Origin of the sequence: Pseudoalteromonas sp. CuT4-3 (assembly GCF_035666335.1) — a bacterium.
GTDB lineage: Bacteria > Pseudomonadota > Gammaproteobacteria > Enterobacterales > Alteromonadaceae > Pseudoalteromonas > Pseudoalteromonas atlantica.
Window position 1 is genome coordinate 1,581,309 of record NZ_CP142030.1, and the last position, 17,993, is coordinate 1,599,301.

12 protein-coding genes are annotated in these 17,993 nt (G+C 41.5%); 10 read left to right on the plus strand and 2 right to left on the minus strand.

The genetic code is table 11. The features are described 5' to 3' along the window. The first annotated feature begins 72 nt into the window (after positions 1-72). The 5 genes from VOI46_RS07165 (at position 73) to VOI46_RS07185 (ending at position 9,283) form a co-directional block, all read left to right on the plus strand. Entirely contained in the window at positions 73-1,566 is a 1,494-nt protein-coding gene (locus tag VOI46_RS07165) for a tryptophan halogenase family protein (protein ID WP_282337450.1), read from the plus strand. Beyond that, the gene (locus VOI46_RS07170; RefSeq protein WP_004587798.1) at positions 1,566-3,422 is read left to right on the plus strand and encodes a glycoside hydrolase family 13 protein; all 1,857 of its coding nucleotides are present in this window, start codon (positions 1,566-1,568) and stop codon (positions 3,420-3,422) included. The genes VOI46_RS07165 and VOI46_RS07170 overlap by 1 nt, the downstream gene beginning before the upstream one ends. An 88-nt stretch (positions 3,423-3,510) precedes the next feature. Beyond that, the gene (locus VOI46_RS07175; protein ID WP_004587799.1) at positions 3,511-5,370 is read left to right on the plus strand and encodes an alpha-amylase family glycosyl hydrolase; all 1,860 of its coding nucleotides are present in this window, start codon (positions 3,511-3,513) and stop codon (positions 5,368-5,370) included. Then, entirely contained in the window at positions 5,363-6,862 is a 1,500-nt protein-coding gene (locus tag VOI46_RS07180) for an MFS transporter (protein ID WP_004587800.1), read from the plus strand. The genes VOI46_RS07175 and VOI46_RS07180 overlap by 8 nt, the downstream gene beginning before the upstream one ends. A 9-nt stretch (positions 6,863-6,871) precedes the next feature. Beyond that, positions 6,872-9,283: a glycoside hydrolase family 15 protein gene (locus VOI46_RS07185; RefSeq protein WP_004587801.1), complete on the plus strand. Its 2,412-nt coding sequence runs from the start codon at positions 6,872-6,874 to the stop codon at positions 9,281-9,283. A 108-nt stretch (positions 9,284-9,391) separates the two neighbouring features. Here VOI46_RS07185 and VOI46_RS07190 read toward each other — a convergent pair whose 3' ends face one another. Continuing rightward, positions 9,392-10,408, minus strand: a complete 1,017-nt coding sequence (locus VOI46_RS07190) for a LacI family DNA-binding transcriptional regulator (RefSeq protein WP_004587802.1) — start codon at positions 10,406-10,408, stop codon at positions 9,392-9,394. A gap of 279 nt (positions 10,409-10,687) precedes the next feature. Here VOI46_RS07190 and glk point away from each other — a divergent pair, with 279 nt between their 5' ends. The 5 genes from glk to gap all read left to right on the plus strand — a co-directional run bounded on the left by glk (position 10,688) and on the right by gap (position 16,573). Further along, the gene (gene glk / locus VOI46_RS07195; RefSeq protein WP_004587803.1) at positions 10,688-11,680 is read left to right on the plus strand and encodes a glucokinase; all 993 of its coding nucleotides are present in this window, start codon (positions 10,688-10,690) and stop codon (positions 11,678-11,680) included. Between the two features lie 34 nt (positions 11,681-11,714). Beyond that, entirely contained in the window at positions 11,715-12,728 is a 1,014-nt protein-coding gene (locus VOI46_RS07200; protein WP_004587804.1) for a LacI family DNA-binding transcriptional regulator, read from the plus strand. 324 nt (positions 12,729-13,052) lie between these two features. Next, complete coding sequence (edd, locus tag VOI46_RS07205) at positions 13,053-14,903, plus strand: phosphogluconate dehydratase (protein WP_004587805.1); 1,851 nt, start codon at positions 13,053-13,055, stop codon at positions 14,901-14,903. Positions 14,904-14,937: 34 nt separating this feature from the next. Continuing rightward, positions 14,938-15,558: a bifunctional 4-hydroxy-2-oxoglutarate aldolase/2-dehydro-3-deoxy-phosphogluconate aldolase gene (gene eda, locus VOI46_RS07210; RefSeq protein WP_004587806.1), complete on the plus strand. Its 621-nt coding sequence runs from the start codon at positions 14,938-14,940 to the stop codon at positions 15,556-15,558. Positions 15,559-15,568: 10 nt separating this feature from the next. Beyond that, complete coding sequence (gene gap, locus VOI46_RS07215) at positions 15,569-16,573, plus strand: type I glyceraldehyde-3-phosphate dehydrogenase (RefSeq protein ID WP_004587807.1); 1,005 nt, start codon at positions 15,569-15,571, stop codon at positions 16,571-16,573. 69 nt (positions 16,574-16,642) lie between these two features. On the opposite strand, the gene VOI46_RS07220 is transcribed toward gap, so the two are convergent. Beyond that, positions 16,643-17,938 carry a leucine-rich repeat-containing protein kinase family protein gene (locus tag VOI46_RS07220; protein WP_004587808.1) on the minus strand — a complete coding sequence of 432 codons (1,296 nt, stop codon included), beginning with the start codon at positions 17,936-17,938 and terminating at the stop codon, positions 16,643-16,645. Positions 17,939-17,993: the final 55 nt, after the last annotated feature.

The window sequence follows — 17,993 nt, forward strand, 5'->3', positions numbered from 1 at the left end:
TTTTACAAGGGCTTTTTTATAGCTACTTTATCATACTCAACAAAGCTTTAAACTGTAAACGTGGACAATAATATGAAACCAATAAAACACGTCGTAATCGCAGGCGGGGGCACGGCAGGGTGGATAACAGCCGCCTTGCTTAATAAAGTGTTAGGTAAAGTAATTAAAATAACCCTTATTGAGTCAAGTACTATTGGCACTATAAGCGTGGGTGAAGCTACAATTCCGCCTATTATTCAGCTTAATAACGCATTGGGTATAAACGAGCAAGATTTTATAAACGCTACAAATGCATCTATAAAATTAGGGATTGAGTTCGAAAATTGGAAAACCCCCTCTCATAGCTACATGCATGCTTTTGGCTCATTTGGAAAAGACCTCCCCTTTTGCGATTTTTACAATTTTTGGGTAAAAGGGCATATTAGCGGTGCAAAAGAAAGCTTATGGGACTTTTCTCTTAACTACCAAGCGGCTAAGCAGCATAAATTTGCACCCTTAAATACCCTACCTAATACACAATTGCCTGGCTTGAGTTATGCGTATCACTTTGACGCAACGTTATATGCTGAGTTTTTAAAAAACCTCGCAACATCACGCGGTGTTGAGCATATTGATGCCAAAATAGAGCAGGTTGAACAATGCCCTCTATCAGGGAATATAAAATCATTAACCCTTAGTAACACACAACAGATAAATGGTGACCTTTTTATAGACGCTACTGGGCAGCGCGCCTTACTCATAAAGCAAACCCTTAACACCGGTTTTGTCGATTGGTCTCATTATTTACCGTGTGATAGCGCCGTGGCGGTGCAGTCACAAGGTACTAGCGAGCTAAAACCTTATACGCGTTCAATTGCACACAGCGCAGGCTGGCAGTGGCAAATACCGCTGCAAAGCCGAATAGGTAATGGCTTGGTGTATTGTAGTCGTTATTTATCTGACGATGCGGCAACGCAGTTATTATTAAATAATTTACCCGCTGAGCCAATGACTGAGCCGCGGGTAATTAAATTTAAAACAGGACGGCGGTTAAAACAATGGCATAAAAATGTGGTATCGGTTGGCCTTGCCAGTGGCTTTTTAGAGCCGCTAGAGTCTACCAGCATTCATTTAATACAAAGTGCCGTAACCCGTTTAATAAAGCTGTTTCCACACAATGGCATAAGCGAAGCTTTAGTTACTGAATTTAATAAGCAAAGCGTGATAGAAATAGAGCACATTCGTGATTTTATAATATTGCATTACACACTAACAGCGCGAGAGGACTCCCCATTTTGGCGACAATGTAAGCAAATGGACATTCCTGACTCATTGGCTCACAAGCTCAAATTATTTAAGCAAACCGGCAAAGTAGTGCGCGAAAACGACGAATTATTTGCCGAAGTTGCCTGGCAACAGGTGTTTATTGGCCAAGGACTTATCCCCGAAGATTACAACAGCATTGTTGACTCACTCAGTAGTGAACAACTAAACGATTTATTCTCAACACTAAAAACGCTTATTACCTCAACGGTAGATCAATTACCCACTCATAAAAATTTTTTAGCAAAAATTAAAAAGGCCTGATGATGCAACTTTTAAAAAAACTTTTACTTGTAAGTGCCTGTACTTTACCAACTATTAGCTACGCACTTGACGTTGAGCCTGCTAATTGGTGGGTTGGCATGAACAAAAACACGATTACCATCATGGTTCATGAGCAAAACATTGCAAACGAGCAAATTAAATTAGCTAAATACAACGGCGTTAAGTTAAATAAAGTAACTCGTACCGATAATCCAAATTATGTATTTTTAAATATTACCATTACCGACGCCGCTAAAGCCGGAACGCTTGAATTTAATAGCAGCGAAACGAGCAATAACTTTGAGTTTCCACTTCTTAAACGAGATAAAAACAGCGCTCAGCGTCAAGGGTTTACATCAGCTGATACGCTTTATTTAATTAACCCTGATCGCTTTGCTAATGGTGATAAACAAAACGATACCGTCCCAAGCATGTTAGAAGCGGCAAACCCGAGTATAAAAGGTGGGCGCCACGGTGGTGATATTCAGGGCGTTATAAACGCGCTACCCTATTTAAACGACTTAGGCGTAACACAGCTTTGGCTAACGCCTGTGCTTGAAAACAACATGCCTAATTATTCTTATCATGGTTATGCAATTACAGACTTTTATAAGGTTGACCCACGAATGGGCTCAAACCAGTTATACAAAACGTTATCAGTAAAAGCAAAAGAGCAGGGTATAGGGCTGGTAATGGATATGGTCCTTAACCATTTTGGCTCTGAGCATACTTGGGTTAACGATAAGCCAACTAAAGATTGGATTAACTTTAATGGTGAGTTTAATAAAGGCAAAAATGCCACCAGCCATGCGCGCCAAACCATACAAGACCCACACGCCAGTGAATACGACAAGCGCCAGTTTAACGATGGCTGGTTTGTAGAAACCATGCCTGATTTAAATCAGCGCCAACCACTGTTAAGTGAATACTTAATTCAAAATGCGATTTGGTGGATAGAATACGCCGATTTAAGCGGCATACGTGTTGATACCTACTCTTACTCAGATAAAGCATTTTTGAGTGATTGGACAAAAGCCATAATGCAAGAGTACCCAGATTTTAATATTGTTGGAGAAGAGTGGACGTCTAACCCTGCTATTGCCTCTTACTGGCAACGTGGCAAGCATAACCAAGATGGCTATATATCAAGCTTACCAAGCGTGATGGACTTTTCGTTGCAAGAGTCGGTAATTCAAGCGCTAAATGAAGATGAAAGCTGGAACACGGGTTGGGTTAAAGTATATGAATCGTTAGCTAATGACTTTTTATACCCTGATACAAATAACATTATGGTATTTGCCGATAACCACGATATGAGCCGTGTTTACACTGAGCTTGGTCAAGATGTTGCCAAAACAAAAATGGCGATGACCTTGTTTTTAACTACACGTGGCATAGCGCAAATGTATTACGGTACGGAAGTACTATTAGATAACACCCCAAGTAAAGACCATGGTGATATTAGAATCGACTTCCCCGGCGGGTTTGAAGGCCAAACTCGTAATGCCTTTACCAAAGAGGGCTTAAAAAAACAGCAAAAAGAGATGCATAACACCATCAGTACGCTGCTTAATTTTAGAAAAAACAGCTCAGCATTAGATAAAGGGAAGCTTGTACACTTTACGCCTCAACAAGGGGTTTATAGTTATGCGCGTATTAGCGATGAGCAAACAGTGTTGGTATTTATGAATAAAAACACACAAGCGCTACAAAAAAATATTGAGTATATGCAAGAGGTAATGCCTAACAGCACAACAGCATTTAATTTATTTACTCAAAAAACACAAAAGCTTGGCAAAACCATTGAATTACCAGCGATGAGCGCAACGGTACTCGTTATAAATACGCCACAATAGTGACCTGAATACGTATGCAGCAACTGTATGGTTGCTGCAGTAATCTTTAGTATAAAGTTAATAACAATACTGACAAAAAAGACACACAATGAAAAAATCAGTTTATGTACCCGCAGTACTGTGTAGTGCACTTATTGCTACAGGGTGTTCAGAAAATAACAAACCTGAACAACAGCAAGCACCTGCCCACACGCAAAATGAGCTTACCAAGCCGGTTGTATATCAAGTATTTACCCGTTTGTTTGGTAATACCGAAACAGCCAATGTGCCATGGGGCACTAAAGAGCAAAACGGCGTAGGTAAATTTGCCGACTTTAACGATGCAGCCCTCAAAGGCATTAAAGAGCTAGGTACCACGCACGTTTGGTATACCGGTGTATTACACCACGCGTTAGTGGGCGATTATACCGACTACGGTATTTCACAAGATGACCCCGATGTAGTAAAAGGCCGCGCAGGTTCACCGTACGCAATTAAAGATTACTACGATGTTAACCCCGATTTAGCCGTTAATGTAACAAACCGCATGGGGGAGTTTAGCCAGCTTATTGAGCGTACACATAGCCACGGTATGAAAGTCATTATTGATATAGTGCCTAACCATGTTGCCCGAAATTATAAATCACTTGGAAAGCCTAAAGGCGTAGAGGATTTCGGCGCGCAAGACGACACCAGCAAAACGTACGATAAAAATAACAACTTTTATTATGTGCCTGGGCAGTCCTTTCAAGTGCCTACTTCTACAACTTATACCGTGTTAGGTGGAAAGGATCACCCACTTGCGGATGGCTTTTTTGATGAAACACCTGCTAAATGGACAGGTAACGGTGCCCGTGCACCAAAACCCGATATTAACGATTGGTACGAAACAGTAAAAGTAAATTATGGCGTAAAGCCAGATGGTAGCTACGATTTTGCTCAGCTGCCAAACGATTACAAAGACAAAGATTACCGTGCTCATTATGCGTTTTGGCAAGATAAAGAGCTACCAGATAGCTGGTACAAATTTAGAGACATTGCACTTTTTTGGTTAGACAAAGGCGTTGATGGCTTTAGATACGACATGGCCGAAATGGTCCCGGTTGAATTTTGGAGCTTTTTAAATTCGTCAATAAAAATGCAAAAAAGCGATGCGTTTTTATTGGCCGAAGTATATAACCCGTTAATGTACCGTGCCTATATTCAGCAAGGTAAAATGGATTACCTTTACGATAAAGTCGGCTTTTACGATACCTTAAAAGCGATAATGCAACTTAAACAACCTGCCAATAGTATTTTTGATGCGCATCAAAGTGTGCTCGATATAGAGCAACACATGCTGCATTTTTTAGAAAATCACGACGAGCAACGAATCGCAAGCCCAGACTTTGCGGGTAATTCCCAGTGGGGTAAACCTGCTTTAGTTGTTTCTAATTTAATTAGCCGCTCGCCAACACTTTTATATTTTGCTCAAGATGTGGGTGAAGATGGCTCTGAAAACGCGGGGTTTGGAGCGCCGACACGTACCAGTATTTTTGACTACATTGGCGTCCCAGCACACCAAGCATGGATGAATAACGGGAAATTTGATGGCGCTAACTTAACTGCAGAGCAAGTAGCACTTCGTGAATACTACAAAGCGGTTATGTCACTGAATAGTTTACCTGCTGTAGTAGGCGGAGAAATGTCGGCACTTAACCTTGTAGGAAGTGAACGTGTTGTTGGTTTTACCCGCTCTTTAGGCCAGCAAAGTGTATATGTGTTAAGTAACTTTAGCGAGCAGCCACAAACAGTTACGGTTAATTTATCAAAGGCACAATTAGGTGCAATGAGTGAGAATACGCTATTAAATGATTTACTTGAAAATCACACCACCGAGCTTAAAGCTCACCCGCAAGGCGCTACATTTAACCTCACACTTGATGCATTTAGCAGCGCAGTATTAACAAATAAGGCTAATAATGAATAATCAAAATAATAATACCGATAAGCCAAATTTAAGTTTTTGGCAAATATGGAACATGTGCTTTGGCTTTTTAGGCATACAATTTGGTTTTGCCCTGCAAAACGGCAATGTGAGCCGAATATTTCAAACATTAGGCGCACAAGTTGATGATATTCCCATTTTATGGGTTGCAGCCCCACTTACAGGCTTAATTGTTCAGCCTATTATAGGTTATTGGAGCGATAAAACCTGGGGTCGCTTTGGCCGCCGTCGTCCGTTCTTTTTTATAGGCGCAGTGTTAACAACGCTTTCACTATTTATTATGCCGCATTCACCAACGCTTTGGATTGCCGCGGGTATGTTATGGATCATGGATGCGTCAATCAACGTAACCATGGAACCGTTTAGAGCACTTGTTGGTGATAACTTGCCAGAAAAACAACGCGCGACAGGTTACGGTTTACAAAGCTTTTTTATTGGTATTGGGGCGGTGTTAGCCTCGGCGCTACCATGGATGATGACCAACTGGTTTGATGTAAGTAATACCGCAGCCCCAGGGCAAATTCCTGAATCTGTTAAATACTCATTTTATTGGGGCGGGGTGGTGTTACTTGTTGCCGTGCTTTGGACCGTTGCACGTACTAAAGAATACAGCCCTGAGCAATTAGCGGCTTTTGAAAAGCAATGTGCTCAACCTACAACAAGCAAAGTGGTTGATATTAACTTTAATAAAGGTGCCATTATTTTTGTGGTACTGGGTTTAGCAACTCTTGCATTAGTCATGGGCTTATCCCTTGAAAAAGAATTATACCTACTTGCTGGTGGTTTATTAGCGTTTGGTATTGTGCAGTGGATTGCAGCGGCGCTTAAAAGTGCGAATAAAACCCAAGGTGGTTTTTACCAAGTAGTACAAGATGTATTTACTATGCCAGAGGCCATGAAGCAGCTTGCCTGGGTGCAGTTTTTTAGCTGGTTTACTTTATTTGCTATGTGGATTTATACCACCGCTGCAGTAACAAGTTTTCATTATGGTAGTAGCGATGCAACTTCTAAAGCATTTAACGATGGTGCAGATTGGGTGGGTATTTTATTTGCCGCCTACAATGGATTTGCCGCAATTGCCGCTATGTGTATTCCGTTTTTAGTTAAAAAAATGGGATTAAAAGGCGCGCATTGCTTTAATTTATTGCTGGGCGCGTTAGGTCTTGCAAGCTTTATGTTTATTCAAGACCCTAAAATGCTACTTATACCTATGATAGGCGTAGGGTTTGCGTGGGCGTCTATTTTATCACTCCCGTATGCCATGTTAAGTAACGCACTACCGAGTAACAAAATGGGCGTTTATATGGGGATTTTTAACTTTTTTATAGTTATACCTCAGTTACTTGCTGCCAGTATTTTAGGGCTTATTTTACGCCACGTATTTTCTAATCAGCCTATTTACGCATTATTAATTGGTGCAGCTTCGTTTGTTGTTGCTGCTGTTGCAGTAATGCGCGTTAAAAATTCTCATTAAGGACACACAATGAAAAAATATAACCTTATAACCGCCTCTCTTTTAACGTTAGGTTTAACGGCTTGCGGCGCTCAAAACACAAGCACAACTAACGAAAGTACCACAGTACAGGTTACATCAGCACCAGGCGCCCCAGGCGCAGAGCCTTTTTGGGCTTATGCGGGTAAAACAGGTATTGGTACATCATACGAGCAATACCAAAACGGGCAATACACTGATGCAGCTGCAACGGGGGATGTGTCTAAAGTATGGTTTTCAATTGCTAAAGGGATGATCACCGAAACCATGTTTGGGCTGATTCACCAAGCACAAATAAAAGACATGCAATTTATAGTAACAGGTAAAGATTTTACCGTTAGTGAAGCGGATGATTTAAATGTCACCATTGATTACTTACATAAAGATGCACAAGGTCGCCCGTTATCGCTGGCTTATAAAGTAACAAGCACTGATAAACAAGGCCGCTTTAGCCTAGAAAAACACATATTTACTGACCCAGATGGGCAAACCCTGTTTGTACGCAGCGTATTTAATACTGAGCTTGAAGGGCTAAAAGCGTATGTGTCTGTTAATCCGTATATTAATAATAACGGCTTAGGTGACTTTGCTAAAACAACAGAGCAAGGCCTAGTAGCATGGGAAAGCGATAACTATCTATCACTTCAATCAGCATCACCATTTAAAGCAAAAACGGTAGGGTTTACAGAAAAAAGTGACGGTATTAACGCGCTTAAAACTACGCAATCTATAACTACCCAATACACAAATACCGGCGAAACTGCTGGTAATGTAAGCATGCTTGCAGAGCTTGGCGAGATAACTGCAAATACTACTTTTGATTTAGCCCTTAGCTTTGGCAAAACGCAGCAGCAAAGTATAAAGCAAGGCGAAAAAAGCTTAGCTAAAGGGTACCAAGCGGTGCTCGATCACTACAACGGCAAAGGAGAAGCGCTAGGCTGGGAAGATTACCTACAAAGCCTAAAACCACTTAATACCATGGTTGAACAAACAGCCGATAACGGTAAGCTTTTATACACCAGCGCCATGGTATTAAAAGCACAAGAAGATAAAACACACGCAGGGGCATTAATTGCTTCTTTATCTAACCCATGGGGCGAAACGGTTTCAGCCAAAGAAGGTTCTACGGGTTATAAAGCGGTATGGGTGCGCGATTTTTATCAAGTAGCTATGGCATTTATGGCGCTTGGCGATACTGCCACAGCAAAAACAGCGTTCGAATACCTTGAAAAAGTGCAAGTAAGCAGCAAAACACCAGGTAATAAAGGCGATACCGGCTGGTTTTTACAAAAAACACACGTCGATGGTGAATTAGAATGGGTAGGCGTACAGCTTGATCAAACTGCTATGCCTATCATGCTGGCATGGAAGTTACATAAAGCCAACGTACTTAGCGATGAAGAGCTAAAAAACTGGTACGGCAAAATGTTAAAACCAGCGGCAGATTTTTTAGTCGAGGGGGGACTTGCTAAAATTTTGTGGAACGACACACAAATTACACCACCGGCAACACAACAAGAGCGCTGGGAAGAGCAAAGCGGTTATTCGCCATCTACAACTGCGGCAATAGTGGCAGGCCTTATTACCGCAAGTGATATCGCAACGCTTAGTGGCGATGATAAAAACGCGCAGCGCTATCTTGCTACGGCTAAAAAATACAGCAACGATATTGAATCGCAAATGTTTACTACCGAAGGTAACTTAAAAGGCGAAAATAGCGATGGCGAATACTTTATTCGTATAGGCCAAGATACCGATGCAAACTCAAACACTAAAATTAACGCTAATAATGGCCGCGAAGGGTTTAATAAAAAGCAAATTTTAGATGGCGGCTTTTTAGAGCTAGTACGCTATGGCGTACGCGGTGCAAATGATGAAAGCATCGTTAAAACACTACCTGAGTATGACGATGAAACACTTGAAGATAACCTACAAGTTAAATACAGCTTTAGCTTTGATGATGGCAGCGGCACTTTTGCAGGCTACCGCCGCTATGGTAATGATGGTTACGGTGAAGATGAAGTTAAAGGCACAAACTATGCTGAGGGTGGCAGTAATACACCAGGCCAACGTGGGCGTGTATGGCCATTTTTCACCGGTGAGCGCGGACATTACGAAATCGCAGCAGCTAATGCAAACAGCGCTCTGGATGATGCTAAACAAGCGCAAATTAAAAACAGCTATGTAAAAGGCTTAGAGCAATTTGCTAATAACGGCCTTATGTTACCAGAGCAGGTATGGGATGGTGTAGGGATTAACAAAGCAGGTTATGAGCTAGGCGAGGGGACTAATTCAGCAACACCATTGGCATGGACTCATGCCGAGTATATTAAATTAGTCCGTTCACTGAGCGACAAACAAGTTTGGGATCATTATCCCGTTGTTGAGAAAGCTTTAAAATAAGGCTAGTTCAAAATGTAAAATTAAAGCCACGGTTAACAGCCGTGGCTTTTTTGTATCTAAGTGGGGTTTTAATGTTTAATAAGCACAATGAAGTTGAGTGATAAATTCTTAACTAGACTCTCTGGCAATTAATACCGGCGGTAAAAGGGTGCTTTGCACCTCTTCTTCACGTATTAATTTAAGCAGGTTCTCTACTAACATTTGCCCTGCGACGGTGGTGTCTTGCGCTATGGTTGTAAGCGGTGGGTTTATGTAGCTTGCAATGGCTATGTTATCAAAACCGACCACGGCCACTTCGTTAGGAACATTAATATTGGCTTCTTTTAAAGCGCGAATTGCACCAATGGCAATTAAATCACTAGCGGCAAATAAGGCGTTAAATTTTATGTTATTAGCAATAAGTGAGCGTGTAGCATGATAACCAGACTCTTCAGTTGAAATAGCATTGGCCATTTTTCGCTCATTAATGGTTATACCATTAGTAAGTAGCTCATCTTTAAACCCCTGAAAGCGGGCAAAAAATTCTGGGCTGTGATCAGATGCATCACCGATAAACGCGCAATCGGTGCGGTTATGGGCAATTAAATGGCCAGCGGCTAGTTTGCCCCCGCCGTAGTTGTCGCAGCATACAGTAAGATCTGGGCGGTTATCTACTGTGGCGCCCCAGCATACAAACTTAGTGTTTTGGTCAAGCAAGGTTTTAAATTTTGGTTGAAAGTCTATGTAATCACCATAGCCGAGCAAAATAATACCATCGGCTCTGTGGCTGTCTTCGTAGTCGGCTTGCCAATCGGCACTAGCTGATTGAAACGACACTAATAAGTCGTAACCTTCTTTTGCACACGCACGGGTAATACTGCCCAGCATTGATAAAAAGAATGGATTGATTTGTGATTCATCTGATGTTGGGTCTTCAAACAACAATAGCGCAAGGGTACTACTTTGCTGAGTACGCAAGTTGCTGGCATTTTTATCAACTTTATAGTTAAGTTGTTTTGCTATGTCGTGGACGCGTTTGCGTGTTTCTTCATTAACAAGGGGGCTGTTACGTAAAGCGCGAGATACAGTTGATTGTGAAACCCCTGCATAATGGGCAATGTCAAATGAGGTGGCTTTACCTTTCATTGTTACAACTTAATTAAATGCTAAATAATTGTGCCATTTTCGACTATTAGTGAATTATTTCAAGCTTTTTGCGATTTATTATTGATCTAATCCTGACACCGGTGTCATAATGCCAATGTTTTATCATTTTGTTGTCAAAACGTATTAGCTGCTATTTTATATAGCAGCCTTTTTTACTGTGATAGCTACTTTGAGGTGATAGCTCAAAGTGTATAAATAACAACGCATAGCCGTTGTAAAATAATAAGCATAAGCCGCTTACACAAAAGAGATAATACCATGAGCCAAAATTCTTCTGCCCAGTTTAACCCTATCTTAGTTGCCGATATTGGTGGCACCAATGCGCGCTTTGCATTAATTACCGACTTTAATGAGCAAACTAACCAATTTGTTATTGAGCATATTAACATATTTCCCAGTGCTAATTTTGGCTCTTTAGAAAGTGCACTTGAACAATACCTAACAACGATTCCTCATGTTACGCCAACTCAGGCATGTTTAGCTGTTGCAGGCCCTATAAAAGCAGGCCAAGTGCATTTAACTAATTTAGGTTGGCATTTTAGTGTTAGTGAATTTAAAGCACATTTTAATTTAACACAATTAGAAGTAATTAATGACTTTGCTGCTTTTGCTTATGCAGCGCCTTATTTAGATGCAACTCAAAACATTACTATTAAGCCTGGTCAAGCCGATGCAAATGCAAACATTGGTGTTATGGGCCCAGGTACTGGCTTTGGTGCTGCGTGTTTAGTGCGTACAGCGCAGTCAACTGCAGTATTAAGCTCTGAGGGCGGGCATATGTCGCTTGCTCCTGTAAACGAGCTAGACGCTTTATTAATTAACGAGCTTCGTAAAGAACACCCTCATGTATCTATAGAAACTGTTTTTTCAGGCCCAGGTATTGCTCATTTATACAAAGCAATGGCAGCCGTGAAAGGGGTTACAGCTAAAAATTTAGATGCAGCACAAATTAGTAGCCTTGCGAACAGTGGCGAGTGTGAAGTGTGCGATGCAACGCTTAATCAGTTTTGTGACTGGATTGGCAGTGTGGCAGGCGATTTAGCGGTAGTATACGGCGCATTAGGTGGCCTATTTATAGGTGGCGGTATTTTACCGCGCATGCAAACCCGATTACTTGAAAGCCGCTTTGTAGAGCGTTTTTCGCAAAAAGGTGTTATGTCGCAATATGCAGGGCAAATTCCAGTTACTTTAGTAACACAAGATAACATACCGCTAATTGGGGCGGGTGCGTGTTTATATAACAGCAAGTAAATTTGCTTAATGGTTGTATTTGGATAATGAACAAATGAAAAAAGTAACCATAAATAGCGTAGCAAGCCATGCGGGGGTTTCTAAAAAAACCGTGTCGCGGGTTTTAAATAATGAGCCTAACGTGAGTGCAGCTACGCGCGAAAAAGTACTTAAAGTATTTAAAGAGCTTGATTACACGCCTAACCCAATAGCACGCGGGCTTGCGCAAAATCGCAGCTTTATTATTGGCTGCTTATACGACAACCCCAGTAAAAGTTATATAACACGCGTACAAACGGGTGCGCTTGCTGCCTGTAAAGAAAATAACTACAACTTACTAATACACCCGTGCGAATTACGTGGAGATGATTTAATTAACGATATAGAGCAGTTATTACAAACCTCGCGTTTAGATGGCGTAGTACTGACCCCGCCATTTGGTGATTTTGAAAAACTCGCTAATTTTTTAAAAGCTAAAAAAATACCCTATGCACGGGTTGCATCGGCACTGCTAGAAGATGATTCGATTTCAGTGCGCAGCAACGACGAGCAGGGCGCTTATGAAATAACCGAGCACTTAATTTCGCTTGGTCATAAGTCGATTGCTTTTATTAAAGGCCACCCTGATCACAGTGCTACGCAACAGCGCTTTAAAGGTTACAGACGAGCGTTGGCAAACCACGGTATAGAATTTGACGAGCGCCTAGTAGAAGAGGGTAACTTTAGTTATCACTCAGGTGTAGACAGTGCGCGCAGCATTTTAGATTTATCGCCACGTCCTACCGCGGTATTTGCATCAAACGATTACATGGCGGCGGCGGTATTAAAACTTGCCACACAGCGCCAATTACGCGTACCCGATGATATTTCTATTGCAGGGTTTGATAACGCACCAATTGCTCGCCATATATGGCCGGGCTTAACGACTATTGCACAACCTGTAGAAGAAATGACTAAACAAGCTGTTACGCAGCTTATATCGCATATTTCGCAGCCACAAGAGCCGCCGTATCAGGTAACGCTAGAATCACGCTTAATTACCCGCGAGTCTACAGCAGCAATAAAATAACCTCTTTTTTTTCTTTTCACAGTAACCCGAATTTGAGTGACGCTTATTCGGGTTTTTTTGTGCGGATTTTTGCAAATAAACTAAAATTAGCATGGTCATTAATTGGTCACGTTAAAATTTTACACTATTTTTGTTACTCAGGGTTGACACCGGTGTCAATGCTATGCGTTAATACAGTGACACCGGTGTCAGGGTTGTTGTGAGAGGCTCCCTGGTAGCGTACCTTTGAACGGGTAAATCAAAGATGCTCAGTGCAGTTATTTACGTGGAGTCTGTAATTGCTACTGAGCCTTTTTCCTCTAACTAATAGAGATGAGCTAAATTATGTTGCACCCTCGCATTGAAGAAGTCACCCAACGCGTTATTGAACGCAGTAAACAAACCCGTCAAGATTATTTAGATCGTATTTCGCACGCAAAAAAACAAACAAGAGTCCGTGCCGGACTAGGCTGCGGAAACATCGCTCACGTTATGGCTGCGTGTAGCAGCGACGACAAAGCGCGCTTAAAGGCTGATGAGCAGCCAAATCTTGCTATTATCAACTCATATAACGATATGCTTTCGGCCCATGTGCCATACAAAGATTTCCCAGATTTAATCAAAGACCTTGCTACTAAGTACGACGCAACTGCCCAAGTTGCAGGCGGTGTACCAGCAATGTGTGATGGCGTTACGCAAGGGCGTGACGGCATGGAATTATCGCTTTTTTCTCGCGACGTAATTGCTATGTCTACTGCGGTATCACTATCGCATGACGTATTTGACGGCGTTTTTTGTTTAGGCGTATGTGACAAAATTGTCCCAGGTTTATTAATTGGTGCCTTATCTTTTGGTCACTTACCGGTATTCTTTTTACCTGCTGGGCCAATGCAATCTGGTATTCCTAACAAAGAAAAAGCACGTATTCGCCAAAAATTTGCACAAGGATTAGTAAGCCGTGAAGACTTACTTGAAGCTGAAAGCGCCTCGTACCACAGCGCAGGTACTTGTACGTTTTACGGTACTGCTAACTCAAACCAAATGTTAATGGAAATAATGGGCTTACACCTTCCAGGTAGCTCGTTTATTAACCCTTACACTGAGCTTCGCGATGGTTTAACAGGTAATGCTGTAGAAACCATGCTTAAGCAGCTTACAGATGATAAAGAAAGCCCGTGTTTAGCAGATGTAATCAGCGAAAAAACCATTATTAATGGTTTAGTTGGCTTGCTATCTACAGGTGGCTCAACTAACCACGCTATTCATATTGTTGCTATCGCAAAAGCGGCGGGTATTCAAGTAACGTGGAAAGACATGTCTGACTTATCAGAAGTTGTACCACTACTTACGCGTATTTACCCTAACGGCTCAGCCGATGTAAACCATTTCCAAGCCGCAGGCGGTATGGGTTTCTTAATGCGTGAATTAGCCGGCGCAGGTTACTTGCATACTGATGTTAAAACTATGCTTGGTGAAGGCTTAGCGCCTTACATGATGGAGCCGCGTTTAGATAAAGACGACAGCTTAATTATGAGCAACTCAACAGGACCTTCAAAAGTTAAATGGGTAGATTGCCCAGAAAACTCACTCGATGAAGAAGTACTGCGTCCAATTAGCAATCCATTTAGCAAGCAAGGCGGCCTACAACTACTTACGGGTAACCTAGGTAAAGCAGTCATTAAAGTGTCTGCTGTAGCCACTGAGCACCAATTAGTAACAGCCCCAGCTAAAGTATTTAGCTCACAAGGCGAACTGCAAGAGGCATACAGCCGTGGCGAGTTAAACCAAGACTTTATTGCCGTGCTTAAAGAGCAAGGCCCTAAAGCGAAAGGTATGCCAGAGCTGCATAAATTAACGCCTGTAATGGCAACACTTCAAGACGAAGGCTTTAAAGTAGCTATTGTGACTGATGGCCGTATGTCGGGCGCATCAGGTAAAGTACCTGCTGCTATTCACTTAGCGCCAGAAGCTGTTGAAGGTGGCATTATTGCAAAAATTCTTGAGGGCGATTTAGTAACACTGGATGCGCCAAACGGAATATTAAAAGTACATGTTAGCGACGAAGAGCTTGCTAAGCGTGAACTACAACTTAGCCAACCAAGCTTAACCTTTGGTACCGGCCGAGAGTTATTTACTGGATTTAGAAATATTGTAAGCAGCGCCGATTTAGGTGCGAGTGCTTTTGGACTTGAATAATAATTGCCACACACTGGGTAATGAGGAACAAGTAATGAGTATTGAAAAAATCTTAGCGTCGGCACCTGTGGTGCCAGTGGTTGTAATCGAAAAACTAGAAGATGCAGCACCACTCGCTAGAGCGTTATACAACGGTGGCTTAAAAGCCCTTGAAATTACGCTACGCACGCCTGTTGCAGTGGAAGCTGTAAAACTAATGAAAGCAGAAGTTCCAGAAGCTTACGTTGGTACAGGTACAGTGGTTGATAAAGCTAGCTTTGATGCTTCAGTAGAAGCAGGCGCTGATTTTATGGTAAGCCCAGGTGTAAGTGATGAATTATTAGCATTAGCTAAAGATTCAGACATCCCTTTTTTACCGGGTGCAGCAACTGCAAGCGAAGTAATGCAGTTAGCAAGCCATGGCTTTAAGTACTTAAAATTCTTCCCTGCAGAGGCTGCAGGTGGAACGGCAATGCTTAAGTCGATTGGCGGGCCATTGCCGCACATTACTTTTTGCCCAACCGGTGGTATTAGCCTAGCAACAGCCCCTAATTACTTAGCGCTTAATAACGTTATTTGTGTTGGTGGTACGTGGATGCTAGATAAGCAACTAATTGAAAACAAAGACTGGCAAGCCATTGAAGCGCTTGCTCGACAAGCAAGTGAAGTTAAATAGGAGTCTAAAAATGATTAATGTAGCAATTAATGGCTATGGCCGTATCGGTCGCAACGTATTACGTGCACTTTACGAGTCAGCACAAAACAGTGAAATTAAAATTGTAGCAATTAACGATTTAGCACCGGCTAACGTAAATGCGCATTTAACACAATTTGACTCAGTTCACGGTCAATTTTCTCAAAAAGTAACGTTATCAGATAACACTATGCTGATTGGTGATGACGTAATTACTTTGACTCAAGAGCGTGACCCTACAAACTTACCGTGGAAAGAGTTAAACGTAGATATCGTTTTAGAATGTACTGGTTTTTTCACTAAGCGTGAAGACGCAGCTAAGCACATTACAGCAGGTGCTAAAAAAGTAATTGTGTCTGCTCCTGGTAAAGGTTTAGATGCAACGGTAGTACACGGCGTTAACAGCGATGTAATTAACGCTGATAGCAACATTATCTCTAACGCATCATGTACTACTAACTGTTTAGCGCCAATTGCAAAAGCAATTAACGACACAGTAGGTATTGAGCAAGGTAGCATGACTACAATTCATGCTTACACAAACGATCAAAACTTATCTGACGTTTATCACCCAGATCTATACCGTGCACGTAGTGCAACACAGTCTATGATCCCAACTAAAACAGGTGCTGCTGCAGCTGTTGGCTTAGTACTTCCTGAGCTTGCGGGTAAATTAGACGGTATGTCGGTACGTGTACCTACTATCAATGTTTCTTTAGTTGATTTTACGTTTATCACTAAGCGCGAAACAACTGCTGAAGAAATCAACGAAGTAATGAAAGCCGCAGCAACAGGTTCAATGAAAGAAATTTTAGAGTACAACGAGCTTCCGCTTGTTTCTATTGATTTTAATCACAACCCTGCGTCATCAATTTTTGATGCAACGCAAACTAAAGCTGATGGCAAACTAGTTAAAGTAATGGCTTGGTACGACAACGAGTGGGGTTTCTCAAACCGCATGTTAGACCAAGTTAAAGCATTAGGTCAGTACTTATAATTGACCCTGTAAAAGTTTAGCTTTATCCAACCAAGCCTGCATTATGCAGGCTTTTTTATTTTGATTGATTTATACCCGCTCGTTTAATAAAGCGCTTAGCTCTTTAAAACTAGGCCGCGATGCAATATCCGTATTTATAGCACGCGCTGCTATATCAGACATTTTACCAAACAGTTCGTTTTGCTTATCTGCAGCGCTAACAGTGCTTAGCAAGTCCTCAATTAAACAACCAAAAGCGCGGACTTCTATTAACTGTATTTGCTGTTGCTGATATTCGCTAAGCATGGCTAAATTTGTTGCTGCACCAAAATCACCAAATAAAACGTCATATTGTTCATTTATCATGGTGTTGTGTGCGTAAATATCGCCATGACTTACGTTGTTAGCATGTAAGTGGGCAAGGGTGCTTATCATTTGCTGGGCAACTTTATAAATTGCCTCAGGCGAATAGTGACAGTGTGTATTAAAGGTATCGCGCGTACAGGTTTCTAAACTTGGCGGCAAACCTAAATTAGTAAAGCGTGTATCTATTAGCTCCATCACTAAACCAAGCTGTGTGCTTTGCTCTATGTAGCTTAATACGTTAATTAAGTTTTTATGATAGCCTGCTTGTAAACAGCAGTTTACTTCATCAAGTGGGTAGCCATCGCTTGTTATTGCCCCTTTAAATAATTTTACCGCCACATCGTGCTGTGCTGTTTTAGCTAAATGAATAACGCCCGATGCACCTTGGCCAATTACTTTTTTAAGCTCAAAATTTTCAAGTGGGTTGTTTTGCAAACGACTGTTAGTTAAGCACTGAGCTTTATTAAATGCATTACCCGCAAAGGCAAGCCAAGCAAGTTTGGGGAGTTCTAATAGCCAATTATCAAGTTTTGTTAGGTTATTAGCAGAGAGCCTAACTAGCTCTAAATTAGTACAAGAGGCCATACTCGCGGGTAGTTGTTTTAGGTTATTTCCTGCAAGGGCGAGCTTTTTAAGCTGTGTGTAATTACCAAAGTCACTTGGCAATGCGCTTAATTTGTTATCGGTAAGTATTAACCATTCAATATTTTTAGGTAAGCTGTTTAGTGCAAACTCTGTTATTTGATTGCCTTTAAATGCAACCATAATTAAAGCAGGGCACTTAGCGAGTACTTTAGGTATAAGTTTAAATTGGTTAAACGATAAAAACACCCGCTTAAGCTTTGTTAAGCACGCAAACTCATCTGGCAGTGTAGTGAGATTATTGTTTGATAAATCGAGTACTTCTAAGGTATCTGCAAGGGTTAAAATTTCTAAAGGAAACTGTGTTAAGCCTTCTACGAGTTGTAAGCGAGTAACACCATTCAACCTACCAGACTTAAGCTCTGCAAGGGTATTCATAAATTTTCACAAGCCTTTTAAAATAAAAAAGCCAACATCGCTGTTGGCTTAAAGT